This is a genomic window from Paractinoplanes bogorensis (assembly GCF_018829635.1).
Lineage (GTDB): Bacteria > Actinomycetota > Actinomycetes > Mycobacteriales > Micromonosporaceae > Actinoplanes > Actinoplanes bogorensis.
Genome location: NZ_JAHKKG010000006.1, coordinates 330,610 through 355,881, shown reverse-complemented (window position 1 = coordinate 355,881; position 25,272 = coordinate 330,610). Strand labels below are relative to the sequence as shown.

The 25,272-nt window shown below is 72.9% G+C and carries 24 protein-coding genes; 11 read left to right on the top strand and 13 right to left on the bottom strand.

From position 1 onward, the window contains the following. Positions 1-404 precede the first annotated feature (404 nt). Complete coding sequence (locus KOI35_RS48430; RefSeq protein WP_215789157.1) at positions 405-1,136, top strand: DUF4253 domain-containing protein; 732 nt, start codon at positions 405-407, stop codon at positions 1,134-1,136. On the opposite strand, the gene murD is transcribed toward KOI35_RS48430, so the two are convergent. Then, a complete protein-coding gene (gene murD / locus KOI35_RS20760; RefSeq protein ID WP_215789156.1) occupies positions 1,133-2,482 on the bottom strand; it encodes a UDP-N-acetylmuramoyl-L-alanine--D-glutamate ligase in 1,350 nt (449 codons plus the stop codon). The genes KOI35_RS48430 and murD overlap by 4 nt on opposite strands. Before the next feature lie 64 nt (positions 2,483-2,546). On the opposite strand from murD, the gene KOI35_RS20755 reads away from it, so the two are divergent. After that, positions 2,547-3,845, top strand: coding sequence for a MurL-like N-terminal domain-containing (locus KOI35_RS20755; RefSeq protein WP_498371307.1), 1,299 nt, complete (start codon positions 2,547-2,549; stop codon positions 3,843-3,845). 3 nt (positions 3,846-3,848) lie between these two features. Continuing rightward, positions 3,849-4,349, top strand: coding sequence for a cupin domain-containing protein (locus tag KOI35_RS20750; protein ID WP_308121086.1), 501 nt, complete (start codon positions 3,849-3,851; stop codon positions 4,347-4,349). Between the two features lie 6 nt (positions 4,350-4,355). On the opposite strand, the gene KOI35_RS20745 is transcribed toward KOI35_RS20750, so the two are convergent. From KOI35_RS20745 to KOI35_RS20730, 4 genes are all read right to left on the bottom strand, one after another. Further along, a complete protein-coding gene (locus KOI35_RS20745; protein ID WP_215789155.1) occupies positions 4,356-5,120 on the bottom strand; it encodes a cysteine hydrolase family protein in 765 nt (254 codons plus the stop codon). A 268-nt stretch (positions 5,121-5,388) separates the two neighbouring features. Then, positions 5,389-6,495 carry an FAD-binding oxidoreductase gene (locus tag KOI35_RS20740; protein WP_246613446.1) on the bottom strand — a complete coding sequence of 369 codons (1,107 nt, stop codon included), beginning with the start codon at positions 6,493-6,495 and terminating at the stop codon, positions 5,389-5,391. A gap of 344 nt (positions 6,496-6,839) precedes the next feature. After that, positions 6,840-7,136: a hypothetical protein gene (locus KOI35_RS20735; RefSeq protein WP_215789153.1), complete on the bottom strand. Its 297-nt coding sequence runs from the start codon at positions 7,134-7,136 to the stop codon at positions 6,840-6,842. A 2,188-nt stretch (positions 7,137-9,324) separates the two neighbouring features. Continuing rightward, complete coding sequence (locus KOI35_RS20730) at positions 9,325-10,479, bottom strand: MalY/PatB family protein (protein WP_215789152.1); 1,155 nt, start codon at positions 10,477-10,479, stop codon at positions 9,325-9,327. A gap of 157 nt (positions 10,480-10,636) precedes the next feature. On the opposite strand from KOI35_RS20730, the gene KOI35_RS20725 reads away from it, so the two are divergent. From KOI35_RS20725 to KOI35_RS20715, 3 genes are all read left to right on the top strand, one after another. Continuing rightward, positions 10,637-11,302 (top strand): hypothetical protein, encoded by a 666-nt coding sequence (locus KOI35_RS20725; protein ID WP_215789151.1) that lies wholly within the window; start codon positions 10,637-10,639, stop codon positions 11,300-11,302. 135 nt (positions 11,303-11,437) lie between these two features. After that, positions 11,438-12,022, top strand: coding sequence for a dihydrofolate reductase family protein (locus KOI35_RS20720; protein ID WP_215789150.1), 585 nt, complete (start codon positions 11,438-11,440; stop codon positions 12,020-12,022). 5 nt (positions 12,023-12,027) lie between these two features. Beyond that, positions 12,028-12,834 (top strand): TrmH family RNA methyltransferase, encoded by an 807-nt coding sequence (locus KOI35_RS20715; RefSeq protein WP_215789149.1) that lies wholly within the window; start codon positions 12,028-12,030, stop codon positions 12,832-12,834. A 410-nt stretch (positions 12,835-13,244) separates the two neighbouring features. Here the strand turns inward: KOI35_RS20715 and KOI35_RS20710 are convergent, their stop codons facing one another. Both KOI35_RS20710 and KOI35_RS20705 read right to left on the bottom strand, forming a co-directional pair. Further along, on the bottom strand, positions 13,245-14,363 hold the full coding sequence (locus KOI35_RS20710) for an SPFH domain-containing protein (protein ID WP_215789148.1): 1,119 nt from the start codon (positions 14,361-14,363) through the stop codon (positions 13,245-13,247). Positions 14,364-14,399: 36 nt separating this feature from the next. Next, on the bottom strand, positions 14,400-14,849 hold the full coding sequence (locus tag KOI35_RS20705) for an NfeD family protein (protein WP_215789147.1): 450 nt from the start codon (positions 14,847-14,849) through the stop codon (positions 14,400-14,402). Positions 14,850-14,993: 144 nt separating this feature from the next. Here KOI35_RS20705 and KOI35_RS20700 point away from each other — a divergent pair, with 144 nt between their 5' ends. Beyond that, the gene (locus KOI35_RS20700; RefSeq protein WP_215789146.1) at positions 14,994-16,298 is read left to right on the top strand and encodes a serine hydrolase domain-containing protein; all 1,305 of its coding nucleotides are present in this window, start codon (positions 14,994-14,996) and stop codon (positions 16,296-16,298) included. Here KOI35_RS20700 and KOI35_RS20695 read toward each other — a convergent pair. Beyond that, the gene (locus tag KOI35_RS20695; RefSeq protein ID WP_215789145.1) at positions 16,218-17,120 is read right to left on the bottom strand and encodes a DMT family transporter; all 903 of its coding nucleotides are present in this window, start codon (positions 17,118-17,120) and stop codon (positions 16,218-16,220) included. The two genes, KOI35_RS20700 and KOI35_RS20695, sit on opposite strands and share 81 nt — an antisense overlap. A 27-nt stretch (positions 17,121-17,147) precedes the next feature. On the opposite strand from KOI35_RS20695, the gene pdxR reads away from it, so the two are divergent. Continuing rightward, positions 17,148-18,623, top strand: coding sequence for a MocR-like pyridoxine biosynthesis transcription factor PdxR (pdxR, locus tag KOI35_RS20690; protein WP_215789144.1), 1,476 nt, complete (start codon positions 17,148-17,150; stop codon positions 18,621-18,623). Here the strand turns inward: pdxR and KOI35_RS20685 are convergent. Next, positions 18,604-19,407, bottom strand: a complete 804-nt coding sequence (locus tag KOI35_RS20685; RefSeq protein WP_215789143.1) for a DUF3097 domain-containing protein — start codon at positions 19,405-19,407, stop codon at positions 18,604-18,606. The two genes, pdxR and KOI35_RS20685, sit on opposite strands and share 20 nt — an antisense overlap. Positions 19,408-19,496: 89 nt before the next feature. On the opposite strand from KOI35_RS20685, the gene KOI35_RS20680 reads away from it, so the two are divergent. Then, positions 19,497-20,279 carry an Rv1486c family protein gene (locus tag KOI35_RS20680; protein WP_215789142.1) on the top strand — a complete coding sequence of 261 codons (783 nt, stop codon included), beginning with the start codon at positions 19,497-19,499 and terminating at the stop codon, positions 20,277-20,279. Continuing rightward, a complete protein-coding gene (locus KOI35_RS20675; protein ID WP_215789141.1) occupies positions 20,272-20,757 on the top strand; it encodes an NUDIX domain-containing protein in 486 nt (161 codons plus the stop codon). The genes KOI35_RS20680 and KOI35_RS20675 overlap by 8 nt, the downstream gene beginning before the upstream one ends. On the opposite strand, the gene KOI35_RS20670 is transcribed toward KOI35_RS20675, so the two are convergent. Next, complete coding sequence (locus KOI35_RS20670) at positions 20,754-21,158, bottom strand: NUDIX hydrolase (RefSeq protein ID WP_308121085.1); 405 nt, start codon at positions 21,156-21,158, stop codon at positions 20,754-20,756. The two genes, KOI35_RS20675 and KOI35_RS20670, sit on opposite strands and share 4 nt — an antisense overlap. A gap of 30 nt (positions 21,159-21,188) precedes the next feature. After that, the gene (locus KOI35_RS20665) at positions 21,189-21,401 is read right to left on the bottom strand and encodes a hypothetical protein (protein ID WP_215789140.1); all 213 of its coding nucleotides are present in this window, start codon (positions 21,399-21,401) and stop codon (positions 21,189-21,191) included. Positions 21,402-21,526: 125 nt separating this feature from the next. Here KOI35_RS20665 and KOI35_RS20660 point away from each other — a divergent pair, with 125 nt between their 5' ends. Beyond that, complete coding sequence (locus KOI35_RS20660; protein WP_215789139.1) at positions 21,527-21,832, top strand: hypothetical protein; 306 nt, start codon at positions 21,527-21,529, stop codon at positions 21,830-21,832. Here the strand turns inward: KOI35_RS20660 and KOI35_RS20655 are convergent. Both KOI35_RS20655 and KOI35_RS20650 read right to left on the bottom strand, forming a co-directional pair. Next, the gene (locus KOI35_RS20655) at positions 21,809-22,612 is read right to left on the bottom strand and encodes a L,D-transpeptidase (RefSeq protein ID WP_215789138.1); all 804 of its coding nucleotides are present in this window, start codon (positions 22,610-22,612) and stop codon (positions 21,809-21,811) included. The two genes, KOI35_RS20660 and KOI35_RS20655, sit on opposite strands and share 24 nt — an antisense overlap. Positions 22,613-22,644: 32 nt before the next feature. Continuing rightward, positions 22,645-25,254 (bottom strand): ATP-binding protein, encoded by a 2,610-nt coding sequence (locus KOI35_RS20650; RefSeq protein WP_215789137.1) that lies wholly within the window; start codon positions 25,252-25,254, stop codon positions 22,645-22,647. Between the last annotated feature and the right edge of the window lie 18 nt (positions 25,255-25,272).

The following is a 25,272-nucleotide window of genomic DNA, read 5'->3' as shown; positions in this document are numbered from 1 at the left end:
TTCAAACCGTTACCTGACCAGCGCCGATGAACGCGTGTTACGCGGCCACCCCTTGACGGCCATCGATCCGGAAATGTTCTTTACGACGTGACCGCCATCACGTGACCGGTTTTGCCCGACTTTGTCATGGCCCTTTCGACATCGCCGAGTGGCCCGATCAGACGATGCCGCGTGGGCCGAACGACCCATCTCTTGGCGTCTGTGAAACGTTGTTTTAACCCAAGAAACAAGATCAAAAGATTTCCCCGTACGCCTGGCCGGCTCCCCCGCCGGCCTTGGCAGCCCCCTGAGCTGCGCCGACGTGGGAGCCGATCTTCGGTTCGGCAGTCACCCGCGAAGCGCCCCCTCTGTCCGGAGGCGCACCTGGGGCACAAAACCGAAGCGGCGTGGACGATCATGTCGGCGTGTCACAGCCACTCGTGCCGGGCCTGCCCGCGCTCCGCGAACTGATGAGAACTCCGGCCGGCCGGCCGGTGCTCGGCTTCACCGCATCCGGAGACGAGGCCGTCGAGTGGTGGCAGCGTCTGCGCGACGCGCACCCCGGCACCGGGCTGTGGCCCGTCCTGATGGACGACGAGGCGCCCGAATATCTGGTCGACGCGTACGCGTACGAGGATCTGGACACCTCCCTGGCCCGCGTCCCGGCCCTGGACGGCGCCGCCCTGCTGGCCGGGAGCCAGGCCGCCAAGCTGAAGATCTACGGGCCCGAGTTGACCGCCGAGATCACGGCCGCGCTCCAGGGCGCGGGCGACTGGCCGGACGAGCCCGAACGACGCGGCTCCGGTTTCTTCGGCGACGAGCCGGCCCTGGTCGCCCTGGTGCCCGCGACCGACGGCTGGATGGTGCCGGCCGTGCTGCACTACGGCGGCTGGAACGACTTCCCGATCCCGGCCGAGCATGCGGCGATCCTGCGCTACTGGCACGAGCGCTTCGGCGCCGAGCTGGTCTCGCTGACCGGCACGACGGCCGAGTTCGCGGTGGCCCGGCCGCCCGCGACCCGGCTCGAGGCGGCCGCGTTCGCCTGGGAGTACATGGCGTACAACGACGGCGCTTACGACTTCTACTTCGCCGACACGCTGACCGAGCTGGCCGGCTCGCTGCAGGATGCCCCGGTGTGGCGGATGTGGTGGGACTAGGCAGTCGCCCGGATCGCCTCGACGAACGCCTCGGAACGGTGCTCGAAGTTGCGGTAACGCCCGTAGCTCGGCGCCCCCGGCGACAACAGCACCACGCCACCGGCCGGAGTCAGCTCGCGCGACAGCCGTACGGCCTCGGGAAGGTCTTCCGCATTGACGGTCTTGATCTTCTCGAGGCCGGTCAGCTCGGCCAGGATGCGGGGGCCGCTGTCCGGGATGCCGATCACGGTGAGTTCACGCGTGGCCAGGAAGTCTCGCAACACTGAGTAGTCGACGCCCCGATCGGTGCCACCGACAAGAACGGTCAAAGGCTTTCCCGCGTACGCGTCGATCGCGTGCATCGTCGCATAAGGGCTGGTCGACAGCGTGTCGTCGACGAACGTGAGCCCGGACGGATCGGCGATCTCGGTCAGCCGGTGCGGCAGCCCCTCGAACGACGCCACCGCTTCGGCCAGCTTCCGGGCCGAGCCCGGCACGTCGATGCCCAGCCCGTCGAGCACGGCCAGCGCCACGCAGAGGTTGCGCTCGTTGTGCGCGCCCTTGAGCCGCAGCGCCGACCGCGGGAACAGCGGCTCGTCGGAGCAGAAGACGGTCTCGTCCTCGACCCGGAACCGGGAGTCGCCGGCCGCGGCCGGGATCGGCGGGAAGCCGTTGGCGTCGGTCAGCCCGCGGATCTCGTCCCGCAGTCGCTCGTCGGTGCCGTTCACGACGATCATTTCCGGACTGTGGCGCAGCAGGTTGAGCTTGTCGCGGTAGTACTCGCGCTCGCCGCCGTGCGCGTCGAGATGCTCGGGGAACAGCGACGTCACGACGGCGACCCGCGGCGAGTCGGTCAGGTCGGCGCACTGGTAGCTCGACAGCTCAAGGACATAGAGGGGTGCATCGGGCAGATCGAGCAGCGGGACGCCGATGTTGCCGCCGAAGATGTTGGGCCGGTCGACCGCGGCCAGCAGGTGGCTGATCAGGCTCGACGTGGTGCTCTTGCCCTTGCTGCCGGTGACGCCGATGGTGCTGGACGCGTGCTCGGCCATCCACAGGGCGCTGCCGCCGGTCACCGTGACGCCGCGTTCGCGCAGCTCCTTCATCCACGGGTGCGTCTGCGGCACGCCCGGCGAGCGCACCACGACGTCGGCCGTGACCAGCGCCGGGAACGCGTGGTCACCCCCGGCCAGGGGGGCCAGCGCGGCCAGGTCGTCGTCCCAGGTCACCGAGAGGAAGTTCGCGCTGTCGTCCACGGCGATCAGCCGCGACGGACCGTACGGGGAAATGGCCTTGACCGCGGCCCGCCCCTCGCGGCCCGTGCCCCAGACCGCCACCGACCGGCCCTTCAGGTCTGCCAGGCGCACGTTCGTCTCCTCCTCGTCGAGTGGCACTAGTATTGCCCGTCGGCCATTACGTCAGGAGTTCCGGGTGCAGTTCGACGCCATGCGCTTCCCCTCGCGATCGTTCGACCCCGAGACCGGGGTGGCGACGTTCGACTACGTGCTGGACGGGCCTTCGCCGCTGCATTTCACCGAGACGATCACGCTGCCCGTTGCTCCCGGTCCCGTGCCGGCCGCGCTGTCCCCGGTGCTCGACCTGCTGCACGTTGTCGCCGGCGTCAGCTACTTCAAGGTCGGCGCGCCCGCGCGGGTGATCGCGCCCGGGCCGGTGGCGCCACCTGTCGCCTCCTTCTTCACCGCGGTCTACACGTCGGGCATGGCCGAATACGCCTATCGCAACCAGCTGCCGCACGTGCTCGACCTGGTCGTCGAGACGCCCGGCACGCTCGAGCCGGTCCCGCTGATCGACAACAGCCAGGGCCGCCCGCTGTCGGCCGTCGGCGGCGGTAAGGACTCGATCGTCACCCTGGAGATCCTGCGTGCGGCCGGGCTCGACCCGGTGCCGTTCTCGGTCAACCCCAACCCGGTGATCGTCAACGTGAACGCCGCCTCCGGCCTGCCCGCCCTGGCCGCGCGGCGCCAGCTCGACCCGCGGCTGTTCGAGCTGAACAAGGCGGGCGCCCTCAACGGCCACATCCCGGTCACCGCGATCAACTCGCTGATCGCGATCGCCACCGCCGTCTGGCACGGCCTCGGCCCGGTGGTGATGTCCAACGAGCGCTCGGCCTCCGACCCCAACCTGATCTGGAACGGTCACGAGGTCAACCACCAGTGGTCCAAGGGGGTCGCGGCCGAAGGCCTGCTGCGAGCCGCTGTGACCGCCCACGCCGGCCTGACCGAGCCGTACTTCTCGCTGCTGCGGTCGCTCTCCGAGCTGCACATCGCGCAACTGTTCGCCCGTCACACCCAGTACGACGACGTCGTGACCAGCTGTAACAAGGCATTCAAACTGCACGACCCGACGGCCCGCTGGTGCGGCGACTGCCCGAAGTGCCGCTTCGTCTACCTGGCAATGGCCCCCGCCATGCCGCGCGAGCGCCTCAACAAGATCTTCGGCCACGACCTGTTCGCCGACCTGGGTCAGCTGCCCGGTTTCCTCGAGCTGCTGGGCATCGACGCGCACAAGCCGTTCGAGTGCGTCGGCGAGGTCGAGGAGTCGGTGGTGGCGCTGTCCATGCTCGACGACGACGCGCCGGTGCTGGTCGCGCTCCGGTCGGCCGTGCCGGCGTCGGCGTGGGCCGCCGCGTCCCGAGACGACGTCCTGACCCCCGGCGGCCCGACGTACGTGCCCGCCACGTACGCCAAGATCCTGACCGACGCCCTCTGAGCCATGCCCGATCCTGTGCCCGGCGTCGGTGACACGGCGCCCGCGGACGTTGCCGGAGCAGCACGCACGGCCGACGCCGCGACCGGGGGCCCGGTCCAGGCCGGATCCGTCGTCGACGGTGGCCCCGACGGCGTTGTCTACGTCGGCCAGGCCGATCTGGATGCGCCCGGTGAGCAGGGCTGGCTGCTGGGCCACTTCCGCCCGCCGGGCGATCCGCGGAACAGTGCCGAGGTCGAGGTCAAATGGGGCCGCCACCCGAAGGGCGACCGCCGAGCCGAGTGGGTGACCGGCGAGCAGCGGACGGCCCTGCTGATCCTGATCAGCGGCCGCTTCCACGTCGAGCTACGAGACCGCACAGTCGTCCTGACCGAGCCCGGCGACTACGTCGTGTGGGGCCGCGGCGTCGACCACTCGTGGCTGGCCGAAGAGGAGTCGATCGTCCTGACCGTCCGCTGGCCGTCCGTCCCCGGCTACAAGGTCCCCTCACCCGGGCCGGCGGCATAGCCCGACCTACCCGGCCCCAGTGTTCGGCGCGACCGCGCTCCCACCCGGCCCGACCGCACTCCCGCCCGGCCCGACCGCACTCCCGCCCGGCCCGACCGCGCTCCCGCCCGGCCTGTCGATGAGCTTGACCACGTCCTCAGTGGTGCGCACGTCCCCGTACGTCCGGTAGATCGTGTACAGCGTGCTGTTGTGGTCCTCGTCGCGCCGGGCGGAATTGCCGTCGGCCACGAAGATCACCCGGTAGCCGAGGGTCGCGGCGTCGCGGGCGGACGCCTCCGAGCAGACGTTGGTCACGGTCCCGGTGATCACGACTGTGTCGACCCCACGGTCCCGCAGCAGCCCGGGCAGCGGCGAGAAACCCGGAAAGAACGCGCTGGTCGCTGTCTTCTCCACAAGGAGATCGTCGTCGTGGATCTCGAACTCGTGCCAGACGCGTTCCCGGAGCGGCCCCTCACCCCCGGTCCGGGCGAACACTCTCGCCTGCTCCACACCGAAGAACTCCTCGGCCACCGGGGTCGGCTCGGTCGTCCCGGGCAGGACCCACGCGACGGTGCCACCCCGGGCCCGCAGCGTGCCGGCCAGCAGCGAGATGTTCGGCACGATCCCGTACGTGTATTCGTTCTCCTCCACGAAGAACGGCACCATGTCCACAACGATCAGCGCGGTTCGTCCGGGCACCAGACTGACGTACGCGTGGCGCCGTCCCCGCCGGGACTCCTGCCGCTCGATCTCACGTTCCTCGATCCGCCAGGCGTGCACCTTCCGCTCCATCCGCGCAAGCTATCGCAGCGCAGCCGACCACGCGGGCCGCGACGCTGCCCCGAGCCGGCCCCAGTGGTTGCGCAGCCGGCCACGCGGGGCGCGATGCCGCCCCGGGCCGCCCCCGGCGGCTGCGCTGCCGACCACGCGGGGCGCGATGCCGCCCCGAGCCGGCCCCAGTGGCTGCGCAGCCGACCACGCGGGCCGGCCGCGATGCCGCCCCGGGCCGGCCCCGCCGGCCGCACAGCCGGCGGCTCGGGAGGGCAGGCCGCCGCCGCGATCACTCCGGGGCGTCGTGGTGGATCTGGGCGGGGGTGACGCCCAGTTGCTGCAACGCCAGGCTTGTGGCGGCCAGCATCAGCGGCGGGCCGGCCAGGAAGACCTCGGCCTCCGACCACTCGCCGTAGGCGGCGACCGCGTCGGTGACCAGGCCGCACGCGTACGGGCCGGGGTCGCCCTCGGAGACGACCGGCACCACAGTGGCCCGGCGGGCGGCCCGCGCGGTTGCGGCGATCTCGTCGATGTCGTAAAGCTCGTCCAGATTACGCACGCCCCAGAAGAGCACGGCCGTCCGCGGATCACCGGTGTCGGCCAGCTCCGTCAGCAGGGCCTTGAGCGGCGCCACCCCGGTGTCCCCGGCGATCATCAGCAGCGGCCGGGTGGTGTCGGGCGGCAACGTCATGGTGCCCTCGGCCCGGCTCAGGCGCACGTGGTCGCCGACCCGCGTCTCGTGCACCAGCGTGCCGCTCACGCCGGTGGTCGTCTTGGCCCGCACGTGCAACTCGATCAGGTCGTCCCGCCGCGGCGCCCCGGCCAGCGAATAGGGTCGCCAGATCGCCGGCTGCCCCGCCACCTGGACGCGTGCGAACTGCCCCGGCCGGAACGGCATCGGCAGCGACGGCCGCAACCGCACCACGGCCAGGTCGGGCCGGCGCAGCTCGTGCGAGACGACGGTCGCGTCCCACACCGGAGGCTCGTAGCCGGCCCGGGCGGCACCGTGCGCGATCCATTCGAAGGCGTGCTGCCACGTCGACCGCCAGGCCAGGTCGAAATCCTGCCGCCACTGCCCCGGCGCCATGCCCGCCCGCATCGCCTCGGCCAGCGCCGCCCCGACCAGCTGCAGCTGCGCCGGCTCGACCCCGCACGCGGCCAGCGCCGCCCCGAGCCGCCCGGTGCCCTCGACGAGCAGCGGCGGCCGGTCCAGATGATGCACGAGCCAGGTCAGCGCCCGCGCGAGCTGCGCCGTCTGCGTCTCGGCCCCACCCGGCACAGCGGCCAGCAACGAAGGATGCGCCTGCACCAGCGCCGCCCGCAGCCGCTCGGCCACGTCGTCGGTCCCGCCCGCGAAGGTCAGGCTGGTGCTCAACAGCCGCTGCGTCTGGAGCAACAACGCATCGTCGGCCGGATCCATCCCGTCCCCGGTCCCCCTCGTCCCGCGCGCCACCATCGGCGGCATGACGTGCGGCATATCGAACCCCGGCAGCCGCGGCGCCGGCCCTCCCGTCGGAGGCAAAGACCCACCCTCTTCCCGTACGCGGTGAGCCCCCGACCCGCCCGACGCCCACCCGGGGCGAGCGCCGCCTTCCCGTTCCGACCCGTCCGGCAGATGCACTTCGGCACCCGGCCGCACCGCCCGTTCCACCCGCCGAGCCGGAAGCCCGGCAAACTGGTTCCGGCTGGGCCGCCCGACCGCCTCGACGTCGGCAAAGCGCCCAGCTTCCTCCGGCGTCATCAGAGCCTTACCGGCCCCCGATCCACCATCATCATTCCCCCGGCGCCGACCCGCATCACGACCGCCCCCGGCACCCGGCCCGCGACCACCGGCCAGGTCACGCCCACTCGCGTCGCGACCACCCCCGGCATCCGACTCACGGCCACCAGCCAAGTCACGCCCACCCGCGTCGCGACCGCCCCCGGCATCCGGCTCACGGCCACCACCCAGGTCACGCCCACCCGCGTCGCGACCGGCCCACGCGCCCTCACGATCATCCACTTCGCGGCCACCGACCAGGTCGCGGCTCGGACCACGCTCGGACGGAGTCAGCGCCCCGCCGTGCCCCGAAGCATCCCGCTCGGCCGGCATGTTCCCACGGCGCCGCTCCCGCGCGAAGTACGATCCCGACGTCTCAGCGGGCTGACCCGCATCCCGGCCGACCTGTCGTTCCCGCGCGGAGTCCCCCACGCCTGCCGAACCGCCCCGCGCGAAATAGGACCCGGAGTTCTCAGCGGGCTGACCCACGTTCCGCCCGGCTGGTCGTTCCCGCGCGGAGTCCCCCACTCCCGCCGAACCGCCCCGCGCGAAAAAGGACCTGGAACCGGACGACGTCGGCTCGACTGGGCTCCGGCCGCCACGCTCCACCACCGAGTCCGGACCCGCCCACGGCTCGACGGCACGTTCACGCGCCGGCTCGACATCCGCGCGGCCGCGGCTCGTGGCCGGCCCGGCTTCGCCACGCTCCCCCAAGCCAGGACCAGGCGCCGTGGCCCGCGCCGCAGTGTCGTCAGCCGCCCGCTGATCCGCGGTGTGGGTCGCATCAGCCGCCCCGGCCGCATCAGCCCAGCGGACCGCATCAGCCGCCCCGGCCGCATCAGTCCAGCGGACCGCATTGGCTGAGCCGGCTGCATCAGTCCAGCCGGCCGCACCGGTAACGCGAGTCGCATCGGCAGAGCGCGCCACACCGGACGAGCCAGCCACATCGCCAACACCGGTCGAGCCGACCCCGCCGCCGACATCAGCCGCACCGCCGGTACTCGCGACATCGGACGAGCCAGCCACATCGCCAACGCCGGTCGAGCCGACCCCGCCGCCGGCATCAGCCGCACCGCCGGTACGCGCGGCATCGGACGAGCCGGCCGCGTCGCCGGCACCGGTTGCTTCGGTCGACCGGGCCGAGCGGGTCGGATCGATCAGGGGCGTCCACACCGGACGACGGAAGCTCGGTGGGCGCTCGGTCGGGTGCGCCGGGTCGATCGGCGGCAACCCGGCCGGCCGCAACAGCGGCCCGTGCTCGGGTGCCTCGGCCTCGAAACGATCGCCGCCGAACCCAGCACCTGAGGACTCACGCCGCCCAATCCCGCGCGACCGGCCCGGCACGGCCCGCCCCGGCCGCGAGTCGAACGTCGGCGGCCGTCCACTCACCGCAACATCGCCGCTCGGCAAACGCTCGCCCGGCAGTTCCACATCGGCCCCTGCGTCCGCCGCCGGCTCCGATTCCGCCCCCTGAGACCAGGCGTTCACCGACTGAGACTCCGGACCGGACAATCGAGATCGGGCACCCGCCGGCCCAGACCGCGAGCCGTCCGACTGCGGCCGCGAGCCGGACGGCTCCACGTGGGCACCGCCGAACTCAGCCTGCTCAGCGGCCGCGTCACCTCGCGGCGGCTCGCCCGGCCCCGGCTGAGTAGCGCCCGGCGCTCCACTCCGCTCCGAAGTCACGACCGGCCGCACCGAACTCCGCTGCCAGAACGATCTCCCGGGCGCCGCGCGCCCCTCGTTCGCACCGTCCGAGCGCCCGGCCTCACCACTCCCGACCCGGCCGGCACCACGGCCACCCACCCCGCGCCCCTCGTTCGCGCCGTCCGAGCGCCCGGCCTCCCCGCTCCCGGCCCGGTCGCCACCACGGCCGTCCGCCCCGCGGTCGCTCTGACCGTGATCGTCCCGGCCTTGGTCGGTCCGGCCCCGACCGAATGAACGTCGACCGCCCTCATCAACCCCAGAGCCACCCGTGCCCACTTCAGACCCGGAACGCCCACCCGCCTCGAACGACGCACCACGCCCGGCGCCCGCATCAGCCCCGGACCCCCCGTGAGGCGCAGATCGACCACCGGCCCCCTCGACGCCCCACGACCCATGAGTCTCGGCAGGACCACCAGCCGCGGACGGCCCGGCTCCCTCATCCGATGCCCACGTTCCCGGTGGACGCACCCCCGACGCCGGCGGAGCGGCGGCCCACCGCGGCCGCACCGTCCCCGACTCGTCGGCGTGCGGACCGGCCCCGGGCGGCAGAGCCTCGTGCGCCTCTCCGGGCGGCAGAGCCGGATGCTGCTCCCGCAGGGCCTCGACCGTGTCGGCGATGCCGGCCGCCACCGCGTCGGGGGCCGCCTGGCGCAGCCGGATCGCGCGCAGCAGGGCCAGCAGATGCTGGTCGGCCGCGGAATCCGAGCCCGATCCGGACGACACTGGAACACCCCCCGCTGCGCAGATGAGCCGGAACAGTTACAAAGTTACTGCCGTACCCCCGGCCGCCGTGGCCATGCGGCGTACCGCCTCGGCGAGAATCTCGGGACTCGTCGCGTAGTTGAGCCGCACGTGACCCGACCCGACCGCCCCGAACCTGGTGCCGGGCTCGAGCGCCACCTTCCCCTCGTACAGGAAAAGATCTCTGGGTTTTGTGTCCTGCCCCAGGGCGGACGCGTCGAGCCAGGCCAGGTAGGTCGCCTCGGGCGGACGCCAGGACAGCGTGGGCAGCGACTCGCCCAGCAGCGCCCCGAGCTGAGAGCGGCGGGCGCTCAGCGTGCCGAGCAGCGACTCGAGCCAGGAGTCGCCGTCGGTCCAGGCCGCGATCGACGCCAGCGCGCCCAGGTGACCGGTGCGCTCGCGGACCTCGGGCACCAGGGCGTCGACCACCCGGGTCATGGCCGGCGACGCCGTGACCAGGGCGGCGCATTTGAGGCCGGCCAGGTTGAACGCCTTGCTGGCGGACACCACGCCGATGGCGATCTCGGCCGCGCCCGGCACGGCCAGGAACGGTGTGAACGTGGCACCGGGCAGCACCAGCGCGGCGTGGATCTCGTCGCTGATCACCGGTACGCGGTAGAGCCGGGCCAGGCGGGCGAGCTCGGTCAGCTCGTCGGCCGTGTGCACGCGGCCGACCGGATTTTGCGGGTTGCACAGCACGTAGGCCGCGGGGTGGGTCGCGAACGCCGCCTCGAGCCCGGCCAGGTCGAGCCGGCCGTCGGTCAGCGGCACCTCGATCGCCCGGCCACGGGCCTCGGGCACCCAGTCGAAGAACGGCGGGTAGACCGGCGGGCTGATGACCACCGGGTCGCCGGGGCGGACCAGCTGCCGCAGGACCTCGACCACGCCCACCCCGACGTCGGTGACCGCGGTGACCCGGCCCGGATCGACATCCCAGCCCCACTGCCGCCCGGCGAACCCGGCGAACGCCTGGCCGACCTCGGGCCCGGGCGCGTAATAGCCCAGGTCACCCCGGCTGAGCGCCGCGCCCAGCACCTCGGTCACCGGTGGGGCGAGCTCGTAGTCCATCTCGGCCACGAACAGGGGCAGCACGTCATCGGCGAACGTGCGCCATTTGACGCTGCGCCGCTGTCGCAGTTCGGCCAGGGGTGGGACGACCAGTTCCGCGCTCATGCCGACATCCTGCTCCGGCCCCCCGACAATTTCTCGTCGTCCAGTTCGGGTGAATCCTGGCAATTCGCTGCGAAAACCGCGGAAGTCTGCGAGGCTGCTGCCAGGATCCCGACGGTGCCCCCGGGCCGCTCGGCTTGAGCCCACGCGAGGCGGAGCCATGAGCATCAGCCACCATCACACGGCCAGTGGCCGGCCGTTGCGGGTGTCCCCGGCGTGGGTGGGTGCCGCCGGAGAGACCAAAGATCAACACCTTCTTCCCGTACGGGAGGCAGTGTGGGTCTGGAGTGTCCGGCGCTACGCCCGTACGGCATTGTGGGCGTTGCCCGCCGCCGCCCTGCTCTACGGCTGGACCACGCTCGGCATCGACACCCCGCCCGGACCGCTGCTCGTGATGCTGGCCGCGAACTGGCTCTCGATCATCGCCATGATCGCCCTGGCCGGGTTGCTGGCCGGCACCCGTACCCGCCGCAGCGCGGTCGCCGGGCTGCTCCTCGGCCTGGCCGGCTTCGCTCTCACACTGCCGCTGGCCGCCCTGCCCGCGGGCACTGCCGCCGCCGGCTCCCCGTTGACCGCCGACCAGCTGAGCCTGGTCGAGGTGGTCGCCACCGCCGCCATCGGCGCGGGCTGGGTGCTGCTGGGCTGGGCCGTCTTCCGGTCCCGGCTGGTCAACCCGGCCGACGGCGTCCTGCTGATGCTGGCCGCGGCCGCCATCGGGGCCGGCGCCCACGCCCAGCGCCCGCTGCCCACTGTGGGGGCTCTGCTGCTGCTCGCCGCCGGCACCGGGCTGGCCTGGACCGGCGGCCGCCTCATCCCCAAGCATTGAGTGTTAGGCAGCGAGGCTCCTGCACTGGGACTTCAGCACTGAGACTCCGGCCCTGAGCCCCCGCCGGAAACTGTCGGACCGGAGTGGCATGCTCCTCGGCAGGCCCGGAAGACCCGGGAGTGAGGGGGAACGGTCATGGCCAAAGTGGTCGCCGACATCTCGGTGTCGCTCGACGGATTCGTGACGGGCCCCGATCCCGGCCCCGGTCAGGGCCTGGGTCGCGGCGGCGAGGCCCTGCACACCTGGGCGTTCCAGGGCGACGCGATCGACCGGCAGGTGCTCGAGGAGTCCACCGGGGCGACCGGAGCCGTCGTGCTGGGCCGCCGCCTGTTCGACATCGTCGACGCCCCCGACGGCTGGACCGAAGAGGTCGGCTACGGCGCCGGCCTGGCCGCCGAGCCGCCGTGCGTGGTCGTCACCCGCACCCCGCCGGCCCACGTGCGGCTGGCCGACCGGTTCACCTTCGTGGTCGACGGGCTGGGCAGCGCGGTCGACAAGGCGCGGGCCCTGGCCGACGGCCGTGACGTGGTCATCATGGGCGGCGGCGCGGTCGTCCGTGGCGCGATCGACGCCGGCCTGGTCGACGAACTCAAGATCCATCTGGCTCCGGTGCTGCTCGGCGGCGGCACGCCGCTGTTCGACGGGGCTGCTCCACGGTCGCTGCGCCAGATCCACGTCCGCGCCGGGCACGCCACCCACCTCACCTACCGGGTCGACTGAGCGTCGTGCCCGAGGTTCACCTGATCACCGATCCCGGCGACGACCGGCTCGGCGACTATCGCGCCCTGACCGACCTCGAACTGCGCACGAAGTGGGAGCCGCCCAACGGGCTGTTCATCGCCGAGGGCGAGCTGGTGCTGCGCCGGGCGCTGCGTGCCGGTTACCGGCCCCGGTCCTATCTGATCGACGAGAAACGCACCGATCAGATCGCCGACCTGCCCGGCGACACGCCGATCTACGCTGCCACCCCGGCCGTGCTCGAGGCGGCGACGGGTTTCCACGTGCACCGGGGCGTGCTGGCATCGTTCCACCGCGCTCCCCTGCGTACGGCCGCGGAAGTCATCGACGGCGCCCGGCGGGTGGCCGTGCTGGAAGACGTCAACAACCACACGAACATCGGGGCGGTGTTCCGGGGCGCGGCCGCGCTCGGCATCGACGCCGTGCTGCTGTCACCGACGTGCGCCGACCCGCTCTACCGGCGCAGCGTGCGGGTGAGCATGGGCGAGGTGTTCGCGGTGCCCTACGCGCGTCTGGAGCCCTGGCCCGACAGCCTGCAGCTGCTGCGCGACGCGGGCTTCACCGTGCTCGCCCTGACCCCCGACCCTGCCGCCGTGCCGCTGCAGAAGGTCACCGAGCGGGCGAAGACGGCCCTGCTGCTCGGCGCCGAAGGCCCCGGCCTGTCGAAGAACGCGCTCGCCGCCAGCGACATCCCTGTCAAGATCCCGATGCGCCGCAGCGTGGACTCGCTCAACGTCGCCGCGGCGGCCGCCGTCGCCTTCTGGGAGCTGGGCCGCGACGACCCCGAGATCTGACGCCCGGCGCCGGCGCGGCGGACGAAACGGCGCGGGCAGAGCGGCACGGCGCGAACGGCGCAAGCCAGCGCGGCGGCGCGGGCGCGAACGGCACGGACGGGGCGGCAAGGCGCGAACGGCGCAAGCCAGCGGCGCGGGCGCGAACGGCACGGACAGGGCGGCGGCGCAGGCACAAACGGCACGGACGAGGTGGCGGAACGGCGCGGGCAAGGCAGCGCGACCCGAACGGCGCAAACATGCGCGACGGCGCGGGCAAGGCAGCGCGACCCGAACGGCGCAAACATGCGCGACGGCGCGGGCGCGAACGGCTCGGGCGGGGCGGCGGGCGGCGCGGGCGCGACGGCACGAAATGGCCGGCCCCTCGAAGACGAGAGGCCGGCCGGTTTCGTTCTGCGCGGAGCGCTGGTGAATCAGGCGCGTTCGCGGTTGACGACGCCGTTGTAGTCGGCGCCGCCGAGTGCCGCTGACGGCGGGATCGGCTCGGGCGCGGGCAGCGCCGCGGTCTTGTCGGGGTCGCCGCTGACCTGTGCCTCGGCGGCGCGGACCTGGTCGTTGATCTTCTCGGCCTCGGCCGCGGCGGCCTGGGCGGCGGCGACCGCCTCCTCCTCGACGGCGGCCGAGTTGACCGACGCCTTGGGCACGTCGCCGGCCATGTTGGCCAGTCCGCCGAGCGCGCCGCCCATGCCCTCGAGGGCCTTGGTCAGCTCGGTCGGCACGATCCAGACCTTGTTGGCCGTGCCGTTGGCGATCTGCGGCAGGGCCTGCAGGTACTGGTAGGCCAGCACCTTCTGCGACGGGTTCGCGGTGTGGATCGCGTCGAACACCGTACGGATCGCCTTGGCCTGGCCTTCCGCCTGCAGGATGCGCGACTGCCGGTCACCGTCGGCGCGCAGCACCGCGGCCTGCTTCTCACCCTCGGCGGTGAGGATCTGGGCCTGCTTGTGACCCTCGGCGTTCAGGATCGTCGCGCGGCGCTCCCGCTCGGCGCGCATCTGCTTCTCCATCGAGTCGCGGATGCTCGGCGGCGGCTCGATCGCCTTGATCTCGACGCGGGTGACCTTGATGCCCCAGCGGCCGGTGGTCTCGTCGAGCACCGTCGACAGGTGGCGGTTGATCTCCTCGCGGCTGGTCAGCGCGCGCTCGAGGTCGAGCGAGCCGATGACGTTACGCAGGGTGGTGACCGTCAGCTGCTCGATGGCCTGCAGGAAGTTGGAGATCTCGTAGGTGGCCCGGACCGGGTCGACGACCTTGAAGTACAGGACCGTGTCGATCGACACGACCAGGTTGTCGGACGTGATCACCGGCTGGGGCGGGAACGAGACGACCTGCTCGCGCATGTCGACCTTGCTGCGTACCGAGTCGATGAACGGCACCAGAAGGTTCAGACCCGGGCTGAGCGTCCGCTTGTACTTGCCCAGGCGTTCGACCACGTCCATCCGCTGCTGCGGGACGATGCGGACGGACCGGAGCAGCGTGACGATGGCGAACACCACGATCACGATGATGAGGACGCCGATCACAGCTTCCATGGCAACCCTCTCTATGGGTTTGTGGGGCAGATATTGCTAGATGTCGAGATTGTCGTCGCGCCACACGATGGCGGTGGCGCCGTCGACCTTGAGAATGCGCACCTTCTCGCCGGGCAGATATTTTTCCTGCCCGTCGAACGACCGGGCCTGCCAGTGCTCGCCGTCGATCTTGATCATGCCGTGCGCCCCGTCGATCTCTTCGAGCACGGTGCCATGTTGACCCTCGATCGCCTCGACCCCGAACGGCGTGTCGCCCGATTCCAGGGCGGGCCGTGCGTGGCGCAGCACGATCGGGCGTAGCGCCGTCACCGACAGGCCGGAGACCAGCGCGAACACGATGACCTGGAGCAGCAGGGGCGCACCGAGGGCGGCCGCGCCGGCCGCGGCGAAGGCCCCGATACCGAAGAAAATGATCAAGAACGTCGCCGTGAAGGCCTCGGCGATCGCCAACGCGACGCCGAGCACGATCCACAGAACCGCTTCCACGTATCGATCGTGACATGCCCGCGCACGTCCGGCGACGCTGCGTGCGCCCTGGCCGAAAATGTCATGCAACTGCTATGGAGGTCGCGTAGCCATATCGGCTGCGGCACCGTTGTACCCACGAGTCGCATATCGAGAGGGTCCACCGTGTCGCTGCTGCCGGAGACCGGCCGACGGGTCGAACAGATCGCCGTCCGCGCGCAGGCCCAGGGGCGTACGCCGTCCCTGGCCCTGGGGGTCGTGCGGGACCGCGCGGTGCTGCACCAGGTCTTCGCGGGCGAGCATCCCCGGCCCGACGCCAAGACGCAGTACCGGCTCGGCTCGATCACCAAGACGATCACCGCCACGCTGGTCCTGCAGCTGCGCGACGAGGGCTTCTTCGCGCTCGACGACCTGCTCTACCGGCACCTGCCGGGCACCCCGATCGGCAACGTCACCCTGCGCCAGCTGCTCGGCCACATCTCCGGCCTGCAGCGCGAGCCGGACGGCGCCTGGTGGGAGCGCACCACGGGCGGCGACGTCGACCAGTTGCTGGCCCGGCTCGGCTACGACAAGGTGGCCGGGCCGCCGTTCCGCCGCTACCGGTACTCCAATCTCGCGTACGGGCTGCTCGGCGCCGTTCTGGAACGGGTCACCGGCGAGACGTGGGCGACGCTGGCCGGTAAGCGGGTGCTCGACCCGCTCGGCATGAAGCGCACCACCTACGCGCCGGTCGAGCCGTTCGCCCGCGGTTACGTGGTGCACGAACTGGACGGTTCCCTGCACGAGGAGCCGCGCCTCGACGCCGGCGCGATGGCCCCGGCCGGGCAGCTGTGGTCGACGATCACCGACATGGCCAAGTGGGCCGCCTTCTGGACCGATCCCGCCCCCACCGTGCTGGCCCGCGAGACGGTCGACGAGATGTGCGCTCCCGTGGTGATCAAGGACCTCGAGTCGTGGACCGCCGCCCACGGGCTCGGCCCGCAGCTCTACCGGGCCGGCGAGCGGGTCTACGTCGGGCACACCGGTTCCATGCCCGGCTATGTCGCCCAGCTCGCCGTCCACCGGCGTAGCCGGCTCGGGGTGATCGCCTTCGCCAACTCGTACGGGCTGACCGGCACCACGATCAAGGAGGTCGCCCTGGAGGCCCTGACCGCCGTGATCGACGCCGAGCCGGTCGCCGTCACGCCGTGGCAGCCACCCGTCCCGCCCACCGGCGAGGCGGCGCTGCTGGTCGGCCGCTGGTGGTGGATGGGCCGCGAGTACGAGATCGCCCCGGACGGCGACGGCGTGGTGATGACCGGACCGCAGCACCGGTCCCGGTTCGTCCGCGAGACGCCGGACCAGTGGCGCGGGGTCGAGGGCGGCAACGAAGGCGAGGTGCTGCGGATCCTACGTACGGACGAGGGCGGGGTCGCGGCGCTCGACATCGCCACGTTCGTCTTCACCCGCGACCCGGCGCGCCTCGCCTAGCCCGAGCGCCAGGCCCCCGGCGACCACCGCGACGCCGATCCACACGGCCGGGCCGGGCAGCGGACCGCCCAGCGCCACCCCGGTGACGGCCGCGGCGATCGGCGCGATGCCGGTCAGCAACCCGGCGCGGGCCGAGCCGAGCCGCTGCACGCACGTGTACCAGAGGACGAACGCCACCGCGGTGACCAGTACGGCCAGGTAGACGCCGGCCAGCACGTCGTCGAGCCGCAGCCGCAGCACCGCGCCCGGCCCCTCGAACCACAGCCCGCCGATCCCGAACGCCACCGCGGCCATCCACGTCGAGTGCACCGACACACCCAGCGGTCCGTGGCGTCCCAGCACCGGGACGGCGAGCAGCGTGAACCCGGCCTCGCAGGCGAACGTCACGAACGCCCAGACCAGACCGATTCCGTCCGTACGCCCGAAGCCCTGCACAAGCGCAGCCCCGGCGGTGACCACGAGCGCGGCCACGATCAGGCGGGTCGCCGGGGCCCGGCCCTCGAGCAGCGGGCCGGCCACCGCGAGCAGCAGCGGCACGCAGGCCACGGCCACCCCGAGCACGGCCGGCTCGGCGTGCCGCGACCCGTGCACGAGCGCCACGTTGAAGACGACCATGCCGGTCAGCACGACACCGCCCAGCCACAGCCATTCGGTGCCCCGGGGCCGGAGCACCCGGCCCCGCGCGTACAGGATCAGCAGCAGGCAGGCCACCGCGTAGCGCAGCGCCTGGACGGTCAGCGAGGGCGCGTCGGCCAGGAAGCCGGAGACTGCGACGCTGCCCCCGACGAACGTCATGCCGGTCGCACCGGCAAGTGCACTCATCTTCACACCCTCGATGCTGTCCGCGATATGGTCCGGATCGAAGGACCAATCATTGCCTTCCTAGGGGGACCAATTTCCGACTTCCTTCAGCTGGATCCGGCCGACGCGCCGGCCAAGGGCCTCACCACCTGGCTGACCGACGGGCTGCGCTCGGCCGTGGCCGAGGGCCGGCTCGCGGCCGGGACCCGGTTGCCGGCCACCCGCGGCCTGGCCGACGAGCTGCGGGTGTCGCGCGGCGTGGTCGTCGACGCCTACCAGCGGCTCATCGACGAGGGCCTGGCCGCCGCGCGGACCGGGGCCGGCACCACGATCATCGCCCGTCCGCACGCCCGGGACACCCCGTCCGACCGCCGCCGCTCGCTCGACACCCTGCGGCTGCCGCTGCCCCCGGCCGAGGGCATCGACCTCGACCTCTCCCCCGGCGTTCCCGACCTTTCCGCCTTTCCCCGTACGGCGTGGTTGCGCGCCGAACGAGCCGTGCTCGACGAGATCACGGCGGCCGACCTGGGCTACGGCGATCCCGGCGGCACCCCGATCCTGCGGGCCGAGCTGGCCGGCTGGCTGGCCCGCACCCGGGGTGTGCACGCCGAACCGGACGACGTGATCGTGGTCGGCGGCGTCGCCCAGGCCCTGGCCCTGCTGGCCCAGACGCTGCGAGCGGCCGGGACGACCCGGATCGCCGTCGAAGACCCGGGTTCCCGGGGCGCCCGCGACCAGCTGGCCCATTGGGGCGTACGCCCGGAGCCGGTCCCGGTCGACGCCGAGGGCCTGGTGGTGGACGCCCTCACCCAGTCCGCGGCCGTCCTCACGCCCGCGCACCAGTTCCCGACCGGGGTCGTGCTCAGCCCGGCCCGGCGGCGCGCGCTGCTGGCCTGGGCGGCCGGCGGCAACCTGGCCGTCGAGGACGACTACGACGCCGAGCACCGGTACGACCGCGCGCCGGTCGCCGCGCTGCAGGGATCCGCTCCGGACCAGATCGCGTACGCGGGAAGCGTCTCCAAATCTCTGGCCCCCGGGATGCGGCTCGGCTGGCTGGTGGCGCCGCGCCGGATGCAACCCGAGCTGCTCACCGCCAAGCACGACAGCGACCTCGGCAACCCGGCGCTACCGCAGCTGGTGCTGGCCCGGCTGCTCGCGACCGGTGACTACGAACGGCATCTGCGCAACGTCCGCACCCGGCAGCGGCGACGACGGGACGCGCTGCTGGCCGGGCTGACCCGCTTCCTTCCCGACGCTCGTGTCACCGGTGTCGCGGCCGGGCTGCATCTGCTGATCATGCTGCCCGGGGAGATTCCGGATGTTTCCGCGGCGGCGCTGGCCGCTGACGCCGGTGTTCTCGTGCACCCGCTCTCGTGGCACCGGTTCGCCGACGGGCCGCCCGGCCTGATCCTCGGCTACGCGGCCAACCCGCCCGACCGCCTGACCGAAGCGGCCGAACGACTCGGGCGGGCGCTCAGCCCCGGCCGGCTCGGCCCCGGCCGCCTCACTCGTCGTACACCGTGACGAAGTCGATCAGGCGCTCCATCGAGTTGATCAGCGGGGTCTCGACGTCCTTGTAGCTGCTGACCGACTTCAGGATGCGCCGCCACATGTCGGCCGGCTCGCGCACGCCCACGGCCGCGCAGATGCCCTCTTTCCACGGCCGGCCGGGCGGGATGACCGGCCACTTGGACAGCCCGACCCGTTCCGGTTTCACGGCCTGCCAGATGTCCACATACGGGTGGCCGGTCACCAGCACGTTCGGATCGGTCACGGCGGCCACGATGCGGCTCTCCTTGCTGCCCGCCACCAGGTGGTCGACCAGCACGCCGAGCCGCCGCTCCGGACCGGGCCGGAATTCCCGTACGGCTGCGGCCAGGTCGTCGATGCCGTCCAGCGGCTCGACCACGATGCCCTCGATCCGCAGGTCGTCGCCCCAGATCCGCTCGACCAGGGCGGCGTCGTGGATGCCCTCGACCCAGATCCGGCTGGCCTTGGCCACCTGCGCCTGCACCCCGGCCACGGCGATCGACCCGGAAGCCGTGATCCGACGCTGCGGGGCCACCGTCGCCTGGGGCCGGCGCAGCGTCACCGGCTTGCCGTCGAGCAGGAACGCGGCCGGCTCGAGCGGGAAGTTGCGCCGCTTGCCGTGCCGGTCCTCGAGCACGACCGCGCCCAGTTCGAACCCGACCACCGCCCCGCAGAACCCCGAATCCACGTCCTCGACGACCAGATCGCGGTCGGCGTCCACCTCGGGCACCACCTTGCGGCGCCGCCAGTCCCCCTTGAGCACGTCCTCCCCATACATGCAAGGCACGGTAACCCGTGCGTTGGGACACGACCTTTCTGACTCTCCGGCCGAGACAGACTTCCCGATCGCCACGTACCCTTTCTCGCATGTCCCCCGCAGCCGATGCGGCCACCCGCGTAGCGCGACGCTCCACCCGGTTCGTGTCCTGGGTGCGGGCCTGGCGCGCCGGTCTCGTGCCGTTCGACGAACTGGCCGACGAGATCGCCCACGACGAGGAACACCTGGTCGCCGACGCGCCCGGCACGTGGACCGACGTGCCGCTGCCGCAGGGCCTGCCCGCGTTCGCCAAGGTGCACCCCGACGACATCCGGCTGGTGCTGCCCGCCCCCGGCGACCCGCGCGGCCTGCCCGGCCCGGGCCCGCTGACCGGCGCGGCCATGCTGGCCGGCGAGGCCGTGATGACGCCCCACTTCGGCATCGTGCCCGAGGTGCGCCGGCACGTGTCCGGCTCCGGCGTCGAGTTCGAGACCGTGCTGTGGCGCTACTTCCCGGTCGACGACTACAAGCCCGTCTTTCAGATGGGCGCGGCCGAGGCCGAGGGCGAGCTGACCCTGGCCCTGGGCGAGGCGACCACCCAGCTCACCAAGCTCGACGTGGCCCAGTGGAAGCCCGAGCTGGCCGGCGCGCTGCAGGCGTTGCGCCGCCCCGAGAGCACGGCCACGCTGCCCGCCGGTTTCGACCCGCGCGCCCGCCGCCTGTTCGCCCGCGCCTCCGTCCTCGACCAGGTGCTCGCGCTGGCCGAGACGAACGCCCCCGGCGGCGCCGTCAACGGCTACGAGGCCCAGCAACGCGACGCCGCCCTGCGCCCCCTGATGAACGCCTGCCGCCAGGCCCTGGTCGCGGCCTGCAACTCGCCGCTCCATGCCTGATCTCGTCAAGCACTGCACCTTCTGCGGAGCGCGGTTCGTGCCCGGGCAGCCCTGGCCACGCCGCTGCACCGCCTGCGGCGAGACCAGTTACCGCAACCCGGCCCCGGTCGCCGTGGCCCTGCAGCCGGTGGCCGACGGCCTGCTGGTGGTGCGCCGGGCCATCCCGCCCGCGGCCGACCGGCTGGCCCTGCCCGGCGGTTTCATCGACTACGGCGAGTCCTGGCCGGACGCCGCCGCCCGCGAACTCCGCGAGGAGACGGCCGTCGTGGCCGACCCGGCCACCGCGACCCTCTACGACACGATCAGCGCTCCGGACAGCACGCTGCTGGTGTTCGCCCTGTTCCCGCCGCTCGCCGACGTGCCCCTGGAAGCCCCGAGCGACGAGACCCACGGTTCCGAGATCCTGAAGGGCCCGGCCGAGCTCGGTTTCAGCCTGCACACCGAGGTGGCCAACCGCTGGTTCCGCGAGAACGCCTAATCGATGAGCCCGGCCGTGACCAGTTCGGCCAGGAGCAGGCGGATGGCCGGGGCGCACCGCCCGGCCTGAGCCGACGTGAACCAGTCCAGTTCGGCGATCTCGTTGGCCGCCACCGGGGTGTCGTCGGTCTTGCCACCCAGGAAGCAGATCAGCCGTACGGTGGTGCCCGCCGGCCGGTTGTGCGCGGGCGCCACGATCTCGGTGAACAGTGTCAGGTCGGCCGGGTCGACCACGATCCCGACCTCTTCGCGCACCTCGCGCGCGGCCGCCTCGGCGTACGACTCGTCCGGCTCGGGCTTGCCGCCGGGCAGATAGAACGCGTCCGAGTTGGCCGGCCGCGCGACCAGCACCCGCCGATCCCGCACCAGAACCCAGGCCGCCGCGACCACCACTCCGCTCACGGGCCCGAGCCTACGATGCGCCCTCGCGCCTCAGGCCATGTGGTAGTGGGTCGGCTCCGGCAGCGTGACCACGATGCGGCCGGACCGCAGGAAGTTGTCGACCTCGAAATCGGTGAGCTTCTCGCCGTTGTGCGCCCGCCACGGGAACATGCCCGCGGGTTTCTTGACGTACCAGCGGTCGAGCGTTTCGTCGTGGACGGTCGTCCCGTCGGGCAGGTCGACGGATTTCATGATCGCGGTCATGGACCCTGACGCTAGGGCCACGCTCGGCGACTTCGCCGCCATCTGGTCGGACGTCACCCCCTCGGCGGAACGACGGTTTGCCGGGCGGGCCGGAAAAGGTGGGCCGGAAGACTTACCGTGACAGGATGCGGAAGCCGGAGCTGGACGAGCTGCAGCGTTCCCAGGCGGCCCGGGTGCGGGCGCTCATCGAGGAGCTCGGGCCGGCCGACGACCACTCCGGCGCGCTGCCCGCCGTCCGGGCGATCAGCCGCGACGGTCTGGTGCTCGGCGACGTGCTGGGCGACTATCTGCATCGGGTGGTCACCGGCGGGCAGTCCGAGACCATCTCGTACTGGCCGGTTCTGGAGCTGCTGCGGGCGGCCGGCGCCGACGAGGAGCGGGCCGCGTCCCGGGCCCAGTGGCTGCGGTCATCGGACGACGTGGACCACTGAGCCGGTCTCGAGATGCGACAGCAGCACCCGCTGGGCCTCGGCGGGCATCCGGATGCAGCCGTTGGAGATGCTGCGGCCGAAGGCGGAGCGCCGGGACCAGCCGTGGATCGCGGTGTGGCCCTGCTGCAGCGAGGCGGCCAGGGCTTCCTTGTCGTCGGGGACGGCCCCGAGCACCAGGGCGTCCAGTCCGGCGTAGACATGACCGTGGGTCGTGGTGCGGCCGAGCACGAAGGTGCGGCCCAGTGGTGTGGGCGTACGGGAGGAACCGACCGCGACTGTCCACGCGCCGTGCGGGCGGCCGTCGCGCAGCCAGGTCAGCCGATGGTCGCTCAGGTCGACGATCACCTGGTCGCGTAGCGGCCGCGGCTCCCAGCCGGTGGCGGGCAGCCAGCCGATGCGGCGGTTGACCGAGGGCAGCAGGATGGCGACCCAGCCGTCGCGCCGCTCGACGACGGGCACGACGACCGGCAGGCCGCTGATCGAACGGGGCAGGAACGCACGCGGCCGGCCGCCGGGGGCGTCGTAGACGGCGAGCGTCTTCCGCGGATGCAGCCCGTCGGCGATCGAGGCCAGCGACTCGGGCGTCGCATCGTGCGGGAAGCCGTGCGCGGGCTCCCAGTAGTTGATCCGCGGCAGGTCGGCGGGTGCGGGCCGCGCCGGCAAGGGCGACGGTGCCGCGGACGGCGACGCGGCCGGCGCCTGGCGGGCCGTGAACTGGCCGGGTGGCGGGGCGCAGGCCGTCACGAGCGCCACGGCGATCAGGGGCAACAGACGGCGCATTGCACCACACTATGTCGGAAAAATGCGAAACATCACTCGAAACGGCGCACGACTTCATCCCACGTGAGCGCGGAGGCGGCCCGGTACGCCTCGGCGGCCTCCTCGGCCGAGAGCGCGGCCCGGGCCGTACGCTCGGCCTCGTCCCGGTCACGGACCTCGTCGGGGGTGAAGATGGGCGACCCCAGCGCGGACCGTTCCCGTTCGGCCACCACCAGCAGGGTCAGCGCCTCGGCGGGCGGCGCGAGCTGGGCCAGCCCCTCGATCGCGTCCAGCTGCCCCTCGGGAATGGCCAGTTCGGTATAGATGCCCAGCGCCTCGATCATGTACGCCCGCGACGCCTCGGCCCGGGCGAGCCGGCGGGCCACGATGCCCAGATTGGACAGCGCCGCGGCCGTGCCCCGGGCGTCGTTGATCGCCCGGAACGCGTCCAGCGCCCGCGCGAACATCGGCCCGGCCTCGTCGAGCCGGTCGAGGCAGCGCAGCGTCCCGGCCGTGTTGTTCAACGCGGCCGCGGTCATCCGCGCGTTGCCGTCGGCCTCGGCCAGTTCGAGGGCCTCGTAGCCGAAGGTGAGCGAGGCCGGGTAGTCGGCCTGCCCCTGAGCCGTGATCAGCAGGTTGTTCAGCGCGGCGATCACCCCGGGCCGGTCGCCGAGCGCCCGGAACGCGGCCAGCCCCTGCTCACCCAGACGCCGTGCCTCGTCGAGGTCGCCGCTGCTGCGGGCCAGCGACGCGGCCACCCGCAACGCGCGGGCGCGCAGGGCGGTCGGCTCGGGCGCGGCGCCGAGCGCGCGGCCCAGCCAGGCCCGGCCCTCGACCATCCGTCCGGTGACCCACCAGTACCACCACATCGCGGCCGCCATGGCCAGCCCGTCGGCCGGGTCACCCGCGGTCAGCGACCAGTCCAGGGCGGCCACGATGCTGTCGTGGGTGGCGCCCACCTCGGCCAGCCATTCGGTGTGGGCCGGGCCGTCGGGCGGTGGGGGCGCGGCGAGCCGTTCCACCCACAACCCGGCGAACCGCCGCCGGGCCGGGTCGCCGGGGGCGAGCAGTTCGGCGGCGTACTCGCGGATGGTCTCGATCAGGCGGTACCGCTCGCCGGTCCACTCCACCATGGACCGGTCGGTCAGCTGGGTCAGCGGGTCGAACGCGTCGGCGCCGTAGACGTGCGACGCCGCGGCCAGGTCGAACCCGCCCGCGAACTGGCTCAGCCCGGCCAGCAACTCCTGCTGCGGCTGGTCGAGCAGGTCGTAGCCCCAGTCGATGGCCGCCCGCATGGTGCGGTGCCGTTCCACCGGGGACGCGCCGACGAGCAGGTCTAGGCGCCGGTCGAGCCGGGAAACGATCTCACCCAGGGGCAGCGCGCGCAGCCGGGCCGCGGCCAGCTCGAGGGCCAGCGGCAGGCCGTCGAGGCGGCGGCACAGCTCGGTGGCGGCCGGGCGTTCCTGCGGGCGCAGACCGGCCCCGCCCCGGGCCGCGGCCACCCGGCCGTCGAGCAGGCGGACGGCGTCGGCGCTGCTCAGCCCGCCGAGCGGGAACATCACCTCGCCCACCACGCCGAGCGGCTCGCGACTGGTGGCCACCACCCGCACCCCGGGGGCGGCCAGCAGCAACGCGTCGACGACCGTGGCCGACTCCGCCCGTACGTGCTCGCAGTTGTCCACCACCAGCAGCACCCGCCGATCGCCCAGGTGGCGGGCCATCGCGGCCACGGCGGTCGTGCCGGGCTCGTCGCGGACGCCCAGCGCGGCCGAGAAATGCGCGTCGAGCAGCGACCGCCCGGCGCCGGCCAGCTCGACCACGTGCACGGCGTCGTAGTCGGCGGTCACCTCACGGGCCAGCTCGAGCGCGAACCGGGTCTTGCCGCTGCCACCCGGCCCGGCCACGGTGAGCAGCCGCGCCTCGCCCGACAGCGTGATCGCCCGGTCGAGCTCGGCCCGCCGCCCGATGAACCGGGTCCGCGAGCCGGGCAGCCCGGGTCCGGGCCGGTCCAGGGTCGGATCGTGCCGGCGGATCGCGGCGGCCAGCGCGACAAGTTCGGCGCGCGGCTCGGTCTCGTACGCGGAAAGGGCTTTCTCCGTACGGGCGAAAACCTCGAGCGCGTCCGCCGTACGCCCGTCCCGGTGCAACGCCAGCATCAAGCGCTGGGCCAGCGGCTCGGCGGCCGGCTCGGCGACCAGCCACGCGCTCAGCTCGGGCAGCACCGGACGCCCCTCCGCCAGCTGCTGATCGGCCCAGGCCAGCCGGGCCGCGAGAAGTTGCTCGGTCAGCCGGGCGGCGGCCGCTCCGACGATCGGGCCGGCGTCGGTTCCCTCGTACGCCGGACCCCGCCACAGACGCAGATCACCGGTCCGCTCGAACTCGAGCGCGTCGAGCTCGCCGGCCCGGACGGCGTAACCGCCCGAGGTGAACGACAGCCGGTCGCCGACCACCTTGCGCACCGCCGACGCGTGCACCTGCAGGGCGGTCGCGGCCGACGGCGGCACCTCACCCGGCCACAGCTCGGCCATCAGGCGCTCGGCCGACACCACCTGGCCGCGGGCGGCGATGAGCACCGCCAGCAGCGTGCGGGGGCGCGGCGCGAGGGCAGCCACGGACCCGTCATCGGTGATCACCCGCACCGGGCCCAGCACCTCGAAGCGCACGGCACCAAAGTAGCGGTG